Below are 15,203 nucleotides of genomic sequence, written 5' to 3' on the forward strand. Positions count from 1 at the left end.
CACCGTCTTCCCGGCGGCGGGCCGTTGGCGTACCGTCAGGAAGCATGGAGCTTGCCTGGTTCAAGAGCAGCTACAGCGGTAACGAGGGTGGCGCCTGCGTCGAGATCGCCTGGCGCAAGAGCAGCTACAGCAACAACGAAGGCGGCGAGTGCGTCGAGGTCGCCGAGACGACCACCGCCGTCCTTGTCCGCGACTCCAAGGACAAGTCCGGCCCCCACCTCACCTTCTCCCCCACCGCCTGGCAGGCCTTCGTCGCGTTCGCCTCGGCGAACTCCTACAACCCCGCCTACCGCAGCGCGTGTTGAACCATCCGTAGCGCGGTGGCCGACTGCTCCCAGCCGTGCCACCAGAACAGGCCCCCCTCGTGGCTCGCCTCGGCGGCCAGTGCCACGAGGTGGGCCCACGGGCCCGCCGGGATGCCGTACTGCGGGCGGGCTGCCAGGCGCCGGGCCTCTTCCTCCCCTACCGGGACCATGCCGACCAGCGTCCCGTGCAGCATCGGGTGCAGGGTGATCGGATCGAGCAGGAAGGCGAGTTCGGCCTCCGGCAGCCGTTCCGGGCCACCTCGCCACACCAGGCGGCGCCCACTGAACTCCGCCTTCGGGAGGGGCTGTCCGTCGAACGTGACGCCCTCCTCCCCCACCCGCAGTTCCGCGCCGCCCGGCACGCCAAGCCGGTACGACCCGTACAGCCACGCGTTGTCGGCTTCCACCGCCTCCGCGTACGGCACCGTCACGCCGTCCACCTCGAAGCCCGCCGACCCGACCAGGACCGCCGCCGCCACGGGCTCGCCGTCCACGGTGACCCGGACGCGCGGCGGGGCGACGTCCACCCGCACGCCCTCCGCCTCGTAGGCGCCGACCAGGTCGGCGAGCGGCGGCGCGTCCGGCAGCAGGTACTCGGCGAGGCGCACCTCGCGGCCCTGGACGGTGCCGATCAGCCGACGGCGCCCGTCCCGGCCGAACTCCGTGCGCAGTTCGCCGCCACCGCCCTCCCCGCCGTCCTCTCCGTCCCCGCGCCAGCTCAGCACCCCGTGCTCGTAGCGCACCTCACCGATCCGCCGCCCGTTGACGTAGGCCCGGTGCTTGAGCGGGAAGGTGGCGCGGCCGAGGAGGTAGACGGAGAGCTCACCGTCGGGCGTGCCGTAGAGGCCCGTCCACGGGTACAGCGCCCCGGCGAGGACCGTGTCCAGGTCCTGCCGGATCGTGGGCCAGCCCGGCACCTCGCCCCGCACCAGCCTGCGGGCCTCCGCCTTGCGCGTCAGCAGGGTCCGCAGCCGCCGCGCCACCTCCGGCGTCGGCCGCCGGTGGACGACGCCCCGGGCGACGGCCTGCACGGCCAGGTCCTCCCGCCGGGCCAGCAGGGCGCGTTCGGCCGCGCCGAGCTCCGGCGGCGCCCACGCGGCCACGGCCGCCGCCGGCTCCCGTACGTACCGCTCGCGCAGGGCGCCGTCCTCACCGAGGGCGAGGACGAAGCGGGCGCCGGGCGTGTCCCGCTGCCAGTGGTAGCCGGCGGGGATGCGGAAGTCGGTGAAGCCGGCGAGGGCTTCGCGTTCGCGCGGGCCGTAGTCGTCGATGACCCTCATCGGGCCGTCCGGCGGGCGGACGGTCTGGCCGGGCTGGAGCAGACCGAGGCGTTCGAGCACCTGCGGGTCGGCAGGGGCGGCCTCGACCGGGGCGATGTACCAGGTGGAGGCGCTGGTGACGGTGCGCTGCACGGCCGGATCGCGCAGCTCGGCCACGGTGTGGTGGGCGGTGAGCGGGTCCAGGCCCCGGTAGCGGGCGCCGATGTAGTTGACCACGGTGTGGTCCGGGCCGTACACCGCCTCCAGCCGGTTCAGCAGGACGGGCAGGTGGCGGTTGCTGAACCCGGCGCGCTGGTAGCCGAGTTCGCCGACGATGCCGACCTGCCAGAGCACCAGGTGCAGGCCCGGGTCGATCCGGCGGTCCCGGATCAGCAGGTCGGAGGCCTCGAAGGTCTGCATGCCGGGGCTGCTCGGGTCCACGCCGAGGTCGGCGCAGAGCACGTCCAACGCGCTGACGCCCGGGCGCATCACGGCGGCGTGGCCCTCGCGGCGGGCGATGCGGACGGCGCGGTGGCTGGAGAGGACGAAGATGCCCGGGTGGCCGTAGAAGACCGCCGCGACGCGCCTGCCCGCGCGAACGAAGTGGAGCACCGCTTCCGTCATCTGAACGTACGTGAGGTAGCGGTCCTTGGCGTCGTCGTAGAGGACGCTGAGGTCGTAGGCGTCGGGGCGCCAGGCGTTGATGCGGACGACCGTCGCCGGATCGGCCACGCAGTGGAAGACGTGGTCGGCCTCGCGGATCAGCTGCTCGTCGGCGCGGGTGAAGCCGGCGGCCTCGATTCCGGAGCCGAGGACCGTCAACTCGCCTTTGGGGGCCGATGATTCACCCGGGGGCAGCGGCCCGGCCCCGGCGAGGGCGCGGGCCAGCTCGGCCCAACGGGCCTCGTGCTCGCGGCGGGTGGGGTAGCGGTCGAAGGGGCGCTCGTAGCGGTTCTGGTCCATGGGGGCGGCTGCGGGCGTCAGACGGCGTCGATCACCATCTGAGTCACCTGCGGCGGGACGGGATCCACCAGGACCGGCGGGTCGAGTTGGACGTACGTCTGAATGACCTGCGGCGCGGGCTCCATCAGGACCGGCGAGTCGAGTTGGACGTACGTCTGAATGACCTGCGGCGTGGGCGGCATCAGGATCGGCGCGCCGGCGTCGACGACCCCCAGGGTCGACCGGGGAGGAACCTCCGGGAACGGGAAGTCCGTGGCGCCGGCGGCGTCCAGGGCGAGGTCGACGTCCACGTCGATGTCCACGACATCGAAGGCCAGGCTGCTTGCGGTCACACCGTTCACGGCGGTCACTCGTCCCCTCGATGCCACGGGCGGAAGCGAGTTCATGCTACTGAACCCCTGTTCGGCTGGACAGGGGTTAGGAGCGATGCCGACGACTTCGCAGGGCCCAACGGGGAGCGGGGCGCGTTCGTCGGGATCGCCTGGGCGCAGGGGCAGAGCCGACTCAGCGGGCCAGGGTGGAGGTCAGGAAGTCGACGATGGGCGCGGCGTACACGCCGTCCGGGTCGAGTTCCGGGTCGTAGATGGCGATGTCGAGCCCCACCACCCGGCCGGTGCCGACCAAGGTCGAGACGAGGGCGCCGAGTTCGGGGAAGTCCATCCCGGGGCTGCCCGGGGTGTCCACCGCGGGCAGGACGCGCTCGTCGAGCACGTCGAGGTCGAGGTGCAGCCAGACGCGGTCCAGCCCGCGCCGCTCCAGCCACGCGGTGACCTGCCCGCCCAGCTCGGCGATGCCGATCCGCTCGATCTCCTGGGCGGTGAACCGGGTGACCGGCGGGATCTCCTCGCTCTCCCGGTCGCCGATCTGGCAGACGTCCTCGTCCGCGACCAGCGGCCCGTCCACCGCCGGCCACTCGGTGAGCAGCGGCTCTCCACGGCCGGTGGCCAGGGCCAGGTCCATTCCGGCCGCCGTGCCCAGGGACGGGGAGGTGGCGACGTCGGAGTTGCCGGGGTGCCGGAAGTCGCTGTGCCCGTCGAGGTGGACCAGCCCGCAGCGTCCGTCGCGCCGGGCACCCAGCAGGCACCCCAGCAGGATGCTGCAGTCGCCGCCCAGCACGACCGGGAACCGGGAGGCGGCGAGGGCGGCTCGTACCGCCTCTCCGAGCTCCAGCGCGTGCCCGTGGATGGTCATGCCGTTGCGGATGCGGGTGAGCGGCTGCGCTGCGAAGTCGTAGGGCGGGCGGTCGAGTTCGACCACCCGGGCGGGCTGTAGCCGCGCCTCCAGTCCCGCCGACAGCAGCGCCTGCGGTGCTCGCCACGCACCGGGCTCGTGCCCTGGCACGGGCGGGCGCAGGCCGAGGTTCGAGGGGGCCGCGATGAGCTCGACGGCGGCAGCAGCCATGGCCGTCTCCTTTCAGCTTTCAGCCGGGGATCACCGTTTCCAACCGGATAACATCAGTACACTGGTTGGACGGAGTGAGGCAAGAGCGGGAAGGGCGGTCAGGCATGACGGGAACCATCGAGGCGCACACCTTCAGACCCCGCGACCTGGTCGGCGGGCACCTCGTCGTCGACCTGGTCAACACGGTCACGGCTCGTGACGCGGAGCCGACGGGGTCGATCGACTGGCTCGACGGCTACCCGCGCCTGCTGCAATGGGCCGCCCTCACCGGCCAGTTCGACCCCGCCGACCTCACCGCCCTCCAGCGGCTCGCCGAGGCCGAACCCGACAGCGCCGCTATCGCCCTGGCCCACAGCCGCGAACTGCGCGAGGCCCTGCACGCGCTCATCACGGCACTGATCCACCAGGACGCGACCGCTCCCGCCGAGGCCGTCGACCAGGTCGAGAAGCACTGGAAGCGCGCCGCCGCCCACGCCCGCCTCACCGTCCACAGGCAGACGCCGCAATTCCAAGTCGGCGTCGAGACCTCGGGGCTTGAGTACCTCAACCACGAACTCGCCCTGCGGGCCTACGACCTGCTCCGGTCCCTGCCGCTGGAGCGCACCCGCGTCTGCCCCGGACCGCGCTGCGGCTGGGTGTTCATCGACAGTTCCCGGGCCGGCCGCCGCCGCTGGTGCGACATGGGAACCTGCGGGAACTCCGTCAAGGGCCGGGCCCACTACCAGCGGAAGCGACAGGGCGGTTGAGGCGGTCAGCCACCGGAGCGCCGTAGCGCCCGCCTCCCAATGCCGCAGCCCGGTGGCGGCGGGTGCGGTGCGTGGACAGACTGCGGACGGGGCCGGGTTTTTCGACCACGCCCCCATTCGACTCCCGCTCCGGCACTCCGCCGGTCCGCCAGAAGGAAGCACCATGTTCCGTTCGTTCGCCCGCCGCTGTCTGCGCCCCGCCACGATCGCCGCCGCTCTCGCGGTCGCCGCCGTACCGGTCCTGGCCGCCACGCCCGCTCACGCTGCCGGGCCCTCCTACACCTGCGACGACATCGAGGGCACTCTCGCCGGCGGCCTCGCCACCGGCGTGACCAACTGCGTGGCCTCCGGCGGCGCCCCCGCGAGCGGCCCGATCACCGGGGCCTTCACCATCGTCCGCCGTTCGGACAACCTCACCGCCACCTGCGCGGCCCTTGGCCAGTTCCCCTCCGGCGTCGCCGAAACGCCCAGTGCGGTCGAGGGCTTCAACTGCACCGAATAGCGCGCGGCAGCGATCGCGGCTGGTGGGGGGTGGGTGGCACGGGCAAGGCCTCGGAGTGAGGACACCTCCCGGCCGGAACCGTACAACCGCGAGCTGTCGGGTTTCCGCCCCCTGTGCGCACGGCCCGGCCGGGCCGTGCGCCGCGACGTTGGCGGCCTTCGGGTCGCCCGGCAGGAAGTGGTCTCAACTGGCCTGCACGAGTGCCCGGTTGTGGGTACGGTCGGGGGTGGGTTTCCGGTCCGGTTGAAGGTGGCACGGGTGTTTCCTGGCGTTGAGATCGCGGTTGGGTACGTGTTCGCGTGGGCGGTGCGGAAGGCGCGGCTGGTCGCGGGACGGGCGGACGGGGAGGTCGACCGGGCGCTGGAGGCCGGGATGGACCGCGTGCACGACGTGGTGAGCCGCAAGCTCGGAGGGGACCCGGCATTGGAGCAGGTCGCCGAGGAGGCCGGCGAGGACCGGGCGCAGCTTTCGGACGAGACCCGTCAGTGGCTGGCGCTGAGCCTCAACAACGCGGCGAAGAAGGACGAGGAGTTCGCGGCGGCCCTGAAGGCCGCGGTGGAGGAAGTGCAGGCCGCCGAACGGGCGGTCGGCGGGGGCGGGGTGTCCGCGAGCGGCGACGGGATCGCCGTCGGCGGCACCGTGGAGATCCACGCCGAGGGCGGGTCCGTCGCGGCGGTGCGGATCGACGGGCCGGTCACGCTGGGGGCCGCAAACCCTCCGCAGCCGGGGACGGGCCGGGGCTGACCGTTCCCGGTGCCTCATCCGTCCCGGTGAGTGCGGCCGGGGCGGGGCTCGGCGTCGCGGCGACCGGCGGCGGCATCGCGGCCGGTGTGATCGGCCAGGTCCACCAACATGCCGCGCCGAGGCCCCCGGCCGCCTGGCCGCACCAGGTCGGCACCCTGCCCCCGCAGGCCGCCCACTTCCAGGACCGCGCCGAGTCCGCCCGACTCACGGCGGCGCTGGCCGGAGGCGGCACCGCCGTGCTCGGTCAGGCCGCGGGTGTCCTGGCGGGGCTGGGCGGGGTCGGCAAGAGCCAGCTCGCCGCCCACTACGCCCGCACCGCGATGCGGAGCCGCGAGGTGGACGTGCTGGTGTGGGTCACCGCCGCCGCCAGGGCCGCAGTCATCGACGCCTACGCCCGGGCCGCCGCCGAGCTGTTCGGCTCGGCAGCGCCCGAGGACCCGGAGCACGCCGCGAAGGCCTTCCTGGCCTGGCTGGAGGCCAAGCCGGGCACGCCCGCCTGCCGGTGGCTGGTCGTACTGGACGACCTCGCCGACCCGGCCGACCTGACCGGACTGTGGCCACCCGCCTCACCGACCGGCCGGACACTCGTGACGACCCGCCGCCGGGATCCCGCCCTGCTCAGCGGCCGCCGGCTGATCCCCGTCGACGTCTTCACACCCGCCGAGGCCCGCGCCTACCTGAAGGGCGTGCTCGACCCGTTCGGGCTCGCCCACCCCGCCGAGGAGTTGGACCAGCTCGCCGACGACCTCGGCCACCTCCCACTGGCGCTCGCGCAGGCGGCCGCCTACATCGCCGAGCTCTCCGACACCGGCATGACCCCGGCCGCCTACCGGCACCTGCTCGCCGACCGCACCACCGTCCTGCGCGACACCGCCCCCGACCGCCTGCCGGACGAACAGGCCGTGACCGTCGCCGCCACGTGGTCGCTGTCGGTCGAACACGCCGACACCCTCCGCCCGCAGGGACTGGCCCGGCCGATGCTCCACCTCGTGTCCTTCCTCGACCCCAACGGCATCCCCGATGCCGTCCTCACCAGCGGCCCGGCCCGCGCCCACCTGGGCCGACAACGGCCCCCTGCCCGACCGGGCGACGGCGAGGCGGCCGGATCCGAGGAGCAGCCACCCGAGCGGGTGGTGACGGAGACGGAAGCCCGAGCGGCCCTGAGCGCCCTTCGTCGCCTCAGCCTCATCGAGCACTCGCCCGACCTCCCGGCCACCGCGGTCCGCGTCCACCAACTCGTCCAGCGTGCCGTCCGAGACTCCCTGGCATCCGACCAACGCCAAGCCCTCGCCCGCACGACCGCTGACGCGCTCCTCTCCGCGTGGCCCGAGGTTGAACGCGACACGGTCCTCTGTGCGGCCTTGCGCGCCAACACCGCTACCCTCGCCGACTGCGCGGGGGACTCGATGTACCAGCCCAACGCGCACGCAGTGCTGTACCGGGCTGCCCACAGCCTCGGCGAGATCGGCCAGGTCGTAGCAGCCCGCGACCACTTCGCCCATATCACCACCAGCGCTTCCCACCACCTGGGCCCGGACCATGTCGACACCCTCGCCGCCCGGGGCAATCTCGCCCGGTGGCGCGGGGAGGCGGGGGATGCGGCGGGCGCCGCCACCGCGCTCACCGACCTACTGACAGACATGCTGCGGGTCCTGGGCCCGGACCATCCCCATACCTTCACCACCCGGAACAACCTCGCCCACTGGCTGGGGGCGGCAGGGGATCCGGCGGGCGCCGCCACCGCATACGCCGACCTACTGACAGACACACTGCGAGTCCTGGGCCCGGACCATGTCGACACCCTCACCGCCCGGATCAACCTCGCCCGGTGGCCGGGGGAGGCGGGGGATGCGGCGGGCGCCGCCACCGCGTACGCCGACCTACTGACAGACGCACTGCGAGTCCTGGGCCCGGACCATCCCCACACCCTCAGCACCCGGGACAATCTCGCCCACTGGCTGGGGGAGGCGGGGGATGCGGCGGGCGCCGCCACCGCATACACCGACCTACTGACAGACACACTGCGAGTCCTGGGCCCGGACCATCCCCACACCCTCACCATCCGGAACAACCTCGCCTTCCGGCAGGGGGAGGCAGGGGACCCGACGGGCGCCGCCACCGCGTACGCCGACCTACTGACAGACACACTGCGAGTCCTGGGCCCGGACCATGTCAAAACCGTCGTCATCCGGAACAACCTCGCCCACTGGCAGGGGCAGGCTCGGGGTGATGGTGCCGAGTAGCTACCAGAACCGCACCTCGCCGCCGACGACCGCCCCCCGTCCCCTGGTTGAGAACGCCATGCCGGGAAGTCTCAGCGGAGGTGCCCCTCGCGGAATTCGAGGCGGTCCTGCGGTTTCCCAGGGAGGCGCGCCGAGACGGGCGGGGAATCCGCGTTCCCCCTTCAGGCCGTCTCCGGCCGCGGCGCACTCCCCTCCGTCATCGTGCGGTGGTCACGGCGTCGAGTGAGGCGGCGAAGGCGGCGGCGTCGGTCTCGTCGCCGAAGTGGTGGATCACGTGTTCGCGGACGTGTTGCTGCTGGGCGCGGGTGAAGGCCGCGCAGGCGTCGTGGATGACGTGGGCGGTGTATCCGCGGTCGTGGGCCTCGCGCAGGGTGGACTCGACGCAGACGTGGGTGGCGAAGCCCGCGAGGTACAGGTCGGTGACCCCGAGGCGGCGCAGGATCAGGTCGAAGTCGGAGGAACCGGCGAAGGCGCTGGCGCCCGCGCGGCCGCGCACGACCGGTTCGCCGGGAGCGGGCTGGAACGCTTCGGCGAACTCGACGCCGGTGCTGCCCTGGATCCAGGTGCCGGCCTTGGGGATCGCCGCGCGCAGGCCGAGCCGCGCCGGGGTCCAGCTCTCCAGTTCCGGTGCGCCGGGGGTGAGGACGAGCGGCACGTGCACGACGGGGACGCCGTGTGCGCGGGCGGCGGCCAGTGCGGCGGCCGCGCCGTGCACGGCGGTGTCGAGCAGGCCGCGGTCCTCGACGAGGTGGTTGAGGCGGCCGTGATCGGGGTCGAGCCACTCGCGCTGGAACTCGATGAGGACGAGGGCGGCGTTCGGGCGTGCGGACATGACCGTCATGGTGGGGCTCCTTGTCCGGAAAAATCTCCAACTGACGAGTTGGACACTAGCGCGAGCGGCCCCCATTTCCAACCCAGCAGTTGGAAATGGGGGCCGAGGCGGGTCAGAGCGCGAGCCTGCGCACCATGTCCACGACGGCGGCGCGCCGGGCGGCCGGATCCTCGTCCACCGCAGCGCCGAGGATCATCCGGGCGAGCTGCGGCGCGGCGAACTGCCAGCCGACCAGCGCCACGACGGCGTACAACAACTCCTCGGGCGCGAGCGGCACCCCTGCCCGCGCGGAATCCACCTCCCCCCGGCGCGCGCGGGAGACCGCGGCGAGCTTCTCGGCGTAGTGGGCGGCCCGCCGCTCCTCGCCCGCGACCGGAGCGGCGGCATCGCCGTACAGGGCCTCCCACTGCAGCAGGCGCAGCAGGTGCGGATGGTCGTGGTGGTAGTCGAACACCCGGCCCGCGTACTCCGGAAGATCCACCGCCCGCCCGTCCGCCTCCTCCATCGGTACGGCGGCGGCGAGCTGTTCCAGCTCGCGCTGGATCACCGCGGCGAACAGCTGCCGCTTGCCGCCGAAGTACGGGTAGATCCGCTCCTTGTTGACCCCGGCCGCGGCCGCGATGCGGTCGATCCGGGCACCCTCGGGCCCGTACGCGGCGAACTCGTCCACGGCGGCGTCGAGCAACAGCCTCTTGGTCTTCGCGGTATCCCATGCCATGCATCCAGCATACGAAGCCACCAACCCGCCGGTTGGAATCGGGCCGCCCGGCCTCCCGGGAGAGCCGTCCGGCCACCCGGGAGCACCGACCTCCGCGCCGGAACGGTCAGCCGCCCCCTGCGGCGGACGCCAGAACGCACACGTAGGATCGATCCCCCCGCTGCGGGTTCGGCTGTTCGAGCCGGGCCATGACGGTGAACCCGGCCTCCTCGACGAGTTCGACGAGGCGCCCCGCCGGGACCAGGTGCGAGGCGTACGACACCGGGTGGCCGTACGCCCGGGCCGGGCGCAGCAGTTGGGCCTCGCCGGCGTGGCCGCCGAGCAGCAGGTGCCCACCGGGGGCCAGTACGCGGGCGAACTCGGCGAAGAGTTGCGGGAGTCGGTCGGCCGGAGTGTGGTGGACGGAGTACCAGGCGAGGATGCCGCCGAGCGCGCCGTCCGGCAGGTCGAGCGCGGCCATCGAGCCGCGCAGGAAGCGCAGTTGAGGGTAGGCCCGACGGGCGAGGGCGACCATCTCGCCCGACACGTCCACGCCGAAGGCCGACAGCCCCAGGGTGGACAGGTACGCCGTCACCCGCCCCGGCCCGCAGCCGAGGTCGGCGACCTCGCCGCCGCCCGACTCCCGCACCAGCTCGGCGAAGGCGGCGAGCATCGCCCGTGAGACGGGATCCATGCCCTCCGGCGGGACGACCAGGCGGAGGTAGTCGGTGGCGACGGTGTCGTACGACTCCCGGACGGCGGCGAGGTGCGCGGGCTCGGTCACCGCGCCACCCTAGCGTCCGGCGTCAGCGCTCGGCGTCAGCGTTCGGCGCCGGCGAGCTTCGCGGCCTTGGCGGCCTTGGCGGCGCGCTCGGCGAAGACCTTCTCGCGGCGGTCGGCGGTCTGCTTCATCATCCGCCTGCGGTCGCGGGCGGAGAGCCGGTCGATGTAGAGCCCGCCGTTGAGGTGGTCGGTCTCGTGCTGGAGGCAGCGGGCGAAGTAGCCGGCGCCCTCGATCACGACCGGCTCGCCGTGCTGGTCGACGCCGCGCACCACCGCGCGGGCCGGGCGGGCGAGTTGGGTGTTGGCTCCGGGCACGGAGAGGCAGCCCTCGGTGTCCTCGATCAGGCGGCGGCCGGGCTCCTGCTCCTCGACCACCGGGTTCAGCACGTGGCCGACGTGCCGGACGCCCTCCTCGTCGGTGCAGTCGTAGACGAACAGGCACAGGTCCACGTCCACCTGGTTGGCGGCGAGGCCGCAGCCGTCGGCGACGTACATGGTGGCGAACATGGAATCGATGAGCCGGGCCAGGCGCTCGCTGCCGAAGTCCTCCTCCGTCGCCGTGCGGCAGGTGCGGCGGAGGATCTCCTCCCCCACCTCGGTGATCCGCAGGACGGTCGGACGGTCGCGCAGCTCGGACACGGGTGCTCCCTCAATGGATTTGCTGTCAACTTTGCAAAGTAGCAGACTTTGCAAAGTGACCGAAGACCTCGTCAGAAGCGGCGCCCTCCCCGAGCACGCCGTCCGCACCGCGCTGCTGGAGCTGCTCGCCGAGCGCGGCACCCTCACCTCCACCGAGGCGGCCGCCCGGCTCGGCTACAGCTCCGGCCTGTGCTCGTTCCACCTGCGGCAGCTGGCCCGGCACGGGCTGATCGAGGAGGCCCCGGCGCTCGACGGCCGCGCCCGGCCGTGGCGACTCCCCCAGCCCCAACAGGAGGCAACGGCAGACGGGTTCGGCGACCTCGCACGCGACCTGGAGGACGAGAGCTACCAGCGCTGGCTCGCCCGGCGCGCCGAGGCCCCGGTCGAGTGGCAGCAGGACGAGGCGTTCAGCGCCGTCGTCCACCTGACCCCGGCCGAACTCGCCGCCGTCGGCGAGGAGATCCGCCGACTCCTCGCCCGCTACCTCTCCCGCGAGGCCGACCCGGCCGCCCGCCCCGCCGGCGCCCGCCCGGTCGCGGCCGTGGCGCGCCTGTTCCCGCTGCTCGACGGGTAGTTCACACCGCCGAGGCCTGTGTGTGGATCAGGGGGCGGAAAGCGTCGCTCCCCGACAGGTTGAGCTGGTAGCAGTTGCGGGGTGCCGGCCGCATCGCGCGCGCCAGCTCCGCGACGAGCTTCGCCTGCGCGGCCGACAGGCGTCGCGCCTCCCACAGCAGCGCCGCGGCGTCCACGGCCTCCGGCGCCGCCGGCGGGGGCGGCTCGGGCAGCGCGACGCCCGTCAGCGCGGAGAGGTCGAGGGCGTCGATCCCCAGCAGGGCGGCGAAGTCCATGACCAGGCGTGGCGTCAGGTCCTTGCCTCCGTCGCCGATCCGGCCGTAGGTGGACGCCGCCAGACAGCTCGGCGTCACCACCGCGAGAGCCTGCGCCAAGCCCGGCAGGCGAAGGTTCCGGCAACGGGTCATGCCGATGACCCTCCCGCCCGGACCGTCCGAGAGCGGTCTGACCTGCGCCGGCTCCGGGTCGGGATCCCGCTCCTCCCGCGGCAGTGAACGGATGACCTCCAGGAGCACCTGCCGACCCGCCGCCGGGAGGTGCACCCCGTCCTGCACGATGTCCGACGCCCACCGCGCGGCCGCGGCGTCCCACGGCAGCAGGTCGTCCGGGACGGGCACCCCGGCGAGGACGAACAGGTCGACGGCGTGCAGCCCCAACGCGGTGGCGAGCCACCGGAGGAGCTCCGCGTCCGGGGACGCCCCGGCAAGCACCGCCCGGAGGTCCGGCGCCATCACCCCGGCGCGGTCGGCGAGTTCCGGCACACCGAGCCCACGGTGGTCCAGCAGCCGGACCAGCATCGCGCCGCATTCGAAAGGCCCCGTCATGGCGGCAGCCTAGGCCATTGCGGAGAGGGCCGGGAGGCCCGTCGCACGCAGGATCCGAAGGCCCGGTTCACACCGCGCGCGACCTCGACCGCACCGCCCGTACCGCCGGGCCGGCCGCCAGTCCCAGGGCCGCGCCCAGCGCGACGCCCTGGACGCCGTCCCACACGTCCTGCACGTCGCAGTCCCGCCCGATCGCCGGCACCGCGTACTGCAACGCCGACACTGCGAAGGGGAGCACGGCGGCGGCCGCCAGCGCCACCGCCCTTCGCCGCCGCGTCCCGGCCAGCGCGGCCGCGAAGCCCACCGGGGCGTAGGTCGCCAGCTTGAGCTCGATGTGCCGTACGTGCAGCAGCTCGTGCGGCGAGCGCGGCCGCCCGCCCGCCACCGTGCAGTGCCGCACGGCGTCCTCCGACAGCTCGAACGCCTCCGGCAGCAGCGTCGCCACCACCACCCCGCCGAGCCCGAGCAGCAGCACGAAGCCCACCACCCAGTGGGCCCGCAGCAGCCGCCCCACCGGCCGGTTCAGCAGGGCCGCCGGCACCAGCGAGAGCAGCAGCCCGGGCCAGAACATCGGCATCCCGCCGAGCAACGCACTGATCACGCCTCAACGGACGCCCCGAACACCCGGCCGGTTCTGAACAAGCGCCCACGGGCGTGACCGCCCGTCACCGCACGATCAGGTACCGCTGCTCGCTCGCCCCGCTCACGCAGTCACTGCCGGCGACGGGGCCGCCGGTGCAGTTCCCCGGGCCCGAGGTGTACACGACCCAGATGTACGTGCCGGGCGCGGTCGGGGTGTAGGTCGTGCTCAGGCCGGACTGCCAGGGCAGGAGGTCCCAGTCGCGGGAGCCCGGCGGCAGCACGCTCACCGTGGAGTTGGTGCCGGAGGAGGCCCAGCTGAGCGTGACGGGTTGCCCGGCGCGGACCACCGCCTGGTCGGCGGGGGCCACCAGCAGCGGGGCCGAGGGCGCGGGCTTGACCGGGTTGGCGGTCACGCCGTCCGGCTGGACGTTCAGGTAGCGCACGGTGCTCCAGCCGCTGGCGACGCCGCCGGTGGAGGTGTTGGAGGAGACCACGGCCCACTGGTAGACCCCGGCCTCGGTCGGCTTGAAGGTGCAGTTCGCCGAGACGAGCCAGCCGGAGGCCTTCCAGGGATCGTTGCGGAGCTTGGTGAACACCCTGGTCACCGGGCCGGTCTTGTCCCAGCTGAGCACCAGGGACCGGCCCAGCGTCAGCGTGTCCCGGTCCCCCGGGGTGAGCAGGCCGGGCGCGTGCGGCGTGCCGTCGGGCACGGTCGCGGGCGGGCCCTGGCTGGGGTTGGCGCCGCCGACCCCGCCACTGGTCCCGCCGGTCACGCAGTCGGGCGGACTGCCGTCGTCCTTGGCGACCACGAAACCACCGTTGTCCAGGCCGGAGGCGCCCCGGTCGCGGGTCAGGTACAGCGGCACCAGCACGGCCACCGCGACCAGCGCCAGCAGGCTCGGCACCAGCACCCACAGCCGCCGCGCCTTGCGCCGACGGGCCTCCGCCGCCTCCGAGGGCTCGGTCCGCGCCCAGCCGCCCGCGCCGTACGGGTCCCCGGCCAGCACGGTCGGCACCCTGGTGGCGGGCACGCGACCGTCCGCCACGGGCCCGAAGGAAACGGGACCGACGGGAACGGGACCGACAGCAACGGGACCGGCGGGAACGGGACCGACAGCAACGGGACCGGCGGGAACGGGCCCCGCGGGAGCCACCAGCGGCGCCTCCGGCACCGCCGGCGCGGCCCGCAGCCCCTCCGGCAGCCAGGAGCCGGTGGGCCCGTCGTACGCGGGCGGCCCGAGCCGGGCCAGCAGTTGGGCGGGCGTGGGCCGATCCTCCGGTCGACGGGCCAGACAGTCCGCGACGATCGGGCGCAGTGCCTCGGGCACGCCGGTGAGGTCCGGCTCGGTGTGCATGATCCGGTAGAGCAGCACCTGCGGGTTGCCGCCCCCGTACGGGTCGCTCCCGGAGGCGTGGCAGAGCACCCGGCCGAGGCTGAACAGGTCGCAGGCCGGGCCGACCGGCTCGCCCGCGATCTGCTCGGGGGCCATGTAGCCGGGGGTGCCGATGACGGTCTGGGTGCGGGTGATGGAGGCGCCGTCCAGGGCGCGGGCGATGCCGAAGTCGATGACCCTCGGCCCGTCGTCGCTGAGCAGGACGTTCGAGGGCTTGAGGTCCCGGTGGACCAGCCCGACGGCGTGGATCGCCTCCAGCGCCTCGGCCAGCCCGGCGCCGAGCACCCGCAGCACCGGTTCGGGCAGCGGGCCGTGGGTGGCCACGGCCGCCTCCAGGGACGGGCCCGGGATGTAGGCGGTGACCAGCCAGGGCGGATCGCCGTCCGGGTCGGCGTCGACGACCTGCGCGGTGTGGAAGCCGCCGACGCGCCGGGCGGCCTCCAGCTCCTGGGTGAAGCGGAGCCGGAACCGTGGGTCGGTGGCGAGGTCCCAGTGCACGCACTTGACCGCGACCAGCCGCCCGCCGGGCGAGCGGCCCAGGTACACGACCCCCATCCCGCCGCTGCCGAGCCGGGCCAGCAGCCGGTAGCGGCCGCCGACCGTCGTCGGATCGGTGGGTCTCAACGGTTCCACGTCCACCCCCGGCGTGCCCGTTCCGTCTTTTTTCGCTCAACGCCGCCTGATCCGCTGCTGATTGAGCCAACGTCAGCTGCCTT

General features: G+C 73.7%; 16 protein-coding genes. 6 read left to right on the forward strand and 10 right to left on the reverse strand.

The window, feature by feature from the left end; translation table 11 throughout:
- The first annotated feature begins 44 nt into the window (after nucleotides 1-44).
- On the forward strand, nucleotides 45-305 hold the full coding sequence (locus RZ50_RS10910; protein WP_196949850.1) for a DUF397 domain-containing protein: 261 nt from the start codon (nucleotides 45-47) through the stop codon (nucleotides 303-305).
- On the opposite strand, the gene RZ50_RS10915 is transcribed toward RZ50_RS10910, so the two are convergent.
- The 3 genes from RZ50_RS10915 to RZ50_RS10925 form a co-directional block, all read right to left on the reverse strand.
- Entirely contained in the window at nucleotides 287-2,527 is a 2,241-nt protein-coding gene (locus tag RZ50_RS10915; protein WP_196949851.1) for an SAM-dependent methyltransferase, read from the reverse strand. The two genes, RZ50_RS10910 and RZ50_RS10915, sit on opposite strands and share 19 nt — an antisense overlap.
- A gap of 17 nt (nucleotides 2,528-2,544) precedes the next feature.
- A complete protein-coding gene (locus tag RZ50_RS10920) occupies nucleotides 2,545-2,859 on the reverse strand; it encodes a hypothetical protein (RefSeq protein ID WP_196949852.1) in 315 nt (104 codons plus the stop codon).
- A 172-nt stretch (nucleotides 2,860-3,031) separates the two neighbouring features.
- On the reverse strand, nucleotides 3,032-3,928 hold the full coding sequence (locus tag RZ50_RS10925; RefSeq protein ID WP_196949853.1) for an arginase family protein: 897 nt from the start codon (nucleotides 3,926-3,928) through the stop codon (nucleotides 3,032-3,034).
- A gap of 104 nt (nucleotides 3,929-4,032) precedes the next feature.
- On the opposite strand from RZ50_RS10925, the gene RZ50_RS10930 reads away from it, so the two are divergent.
- The 4 genes from RZ50_RS10930 to RZ50_RS30110 all read left to right on the forward strand — a co-directional run bounded on the left by RZ50_RS10930 (nucleotide 4,033) and on the right by RZ50_RS30110 (nucleotide 8,163).
- A complete protein-coding gene (locus RZ50_RS10930) occupies nucleotides 4,033-4,674 on the forward strand; it encodes a CGNR zinc finger domain-containing protein (protein ID WP_196949854.1) in 642 nt (213 codons plus the stop codon).
- Nucleotides 4,675-4,837: 163 nt separating this feature from the next.
- Nucleotides 4,838-5,176 (forward strand): hypothetical protein, encoded by a 339-nt coding sequence (locus tag RZ50_RS10935; RefSeq protein WP_196949855.1) that lies wholly within the window; start codon nucleotides 4,838-4,840, stop codon nucleotides 5,174-5,176.
- A gap of 258 nt (nucleotides 5,177-5,434) precedes the next feature.
- Nucleotides 5,435-5,920 carry a hypothetical protein gene (locus tag RZ50_RS10940; protein ID WP_196949856.1) on the forward strand — a complete coding sequence of 162 codons (486 nt, stop codon included), beginning with the start codon at nucleotides 5,435-5,437 and terminating at the stop codon, nucleotides 5,918-5,920.
- A 26-nt stretch (nucleotides 5,921-5,946) separates the two neighbouring features.
- Nucleotides 5,947-8,163, forward strand: a complete 2,217-nt coding sequence (locus RZ50_RS30110) for a tetratricopeptide repeat protein (protein ID WP_308271583.1) — start codon at nucleotides 5,947-5,949, stop codon at nucleotides 8,161-8,163.
- Nucleotides 8,164-8,359: 196 nt separating this feature from the next.
- Here RZ50_RS30110 and RZ50_RS10950 read toward each other — a convergent pair whose 3' ends face one another.
- The 4 genes from RZ50_RS10950 to def form a co-directional block, all read right to left on the reverse strand.
- Nucleotides 8,360-8,995 (reverse strand): cysteine hydrolase family protein, encoded by a 636-nt coding sequence (locus tag RZ50_RS10950; protein ID WP_217680485.1) that lies wholly within the window; start codon nucleotides 8,993-8,995, stop codon nucleotides 8,360-8,362.
- A gap of 112 nt (nucleotides 8,996-9,107) precedes the next feature.
- The gene (locus RZ50_RS10955) at nucleotides 9,108-9,713 is read right to left on the reverse strand and encodes a TetR/AcrR family transcriptional regulator (RefSeq protein WP_196949858.1); all 606 of its coding nucleotides are present in this window, start codon (nucleotides 9,711-9,713) and stop codon (nucleotides 9,108-9,110) included.
- Between the two features lie 106 nt (nucleotides 9,714-9,819).
- Nucleotides 9,820-10,476, reverse strand: a complete 657-nt coding sequence (locus tag RZ50_RS10960) for a class I SAM-dependent methyltransferase (protein WP_196949859.1) — start codon at nucleotides 10,474-10,476, stop codon at nucleotides 9,820-9,822.
- Nucleotides 10,477-10,511: 35 nt separating this feature from the next.
- On the reverse strand, nucleotides 10,512-11,159 hold the full coding sequence (gene def, locus RZ50_RS10965) for a peptide deformylase (RefSeq protein WP_196949897.1): 648 nt from the start codon (nucleotides 11,157-11,159) through the stop codon (nucleotides 10,512-10,514).
- Nucleotides 11,160-11,169: 10 nt separating this feature from the next.
- Here def and RZ50_RS10970 point away from each other — a divergent pair, with 10 nt between their 5' ends.
- Nucleotides 11,170-11,688 (forward strand): winged helix-turn-helix domain-containing protein, encoded by a 519-nt coding sequence (locus RZ50_RS10970; RefSeq protein WP_308271585.1) that lies wholly within the window; start codon nucleotides 11,170-11,172, stop codon nucleotides 11,686-11,688.
- Between the two features lies 1 nt (nucleotide 11,689).
- Here RZ50_RS10970 and RZ50_RS10975 read toward each other — a convergent pair whose 3' ends face one another.
- The 3 genes from RZ50_RS10975 to RZ50_RS10985 all read right to left on the reverse strand — a co-directional run bounded on the left by RZ50_RS10975 (nucleotide 11,690) and on the right by RZ50_RS10985 (nucleotide 15,111).
- Nucleotides 11,690-12,511 (reverse strand): hypothetical protein, encoded by an 822-nt coding sequence (locus tag RZ50_RS10975; RefSeq protein ID WP_196949861.1) that lies wholly within the window; start codon nucleotides 12,509-12,511, stop codon nucleotides 11,690-11,692.
- A 67-nt stretch (nucleotides 12,512-12,578) separates the two neighbouring features.
- Nucleotides 12,579-13,112 (reverse strand): hypothetical protein, encoded by a 534-nt coding sequence (locus RZ50_RS10980; protein WP_196949862.1) that lies wholly within the window; start codon nucleotides 13,110-13,112, stop codon nucleotides 12,579-12,581.
- A gap of 64 nt (nucleotides 13,113-13,176) precedes the next feature.
- Entirely contained in the window at nucleotides 13,177-15,111 is a 1,935-nt protein-coding gene (locus tag RZ50_RS10985; protein ID WP_196949863.1) for a serine/threonine-protein kinase, read from the reverse strand.
- Nucleotides 15,112-15,203 lie beyond the last annotated feature (92 nt).

The sequence above is a fragment of the Kitasatospora sp. SUK 42 genome (genome assembly GCF_015776785.2).
Lineage (GTDB): Bacteria > Actinomycetota > Actinomycetes > Streptomycetales > Streptomycetaceae > Kitasatospora.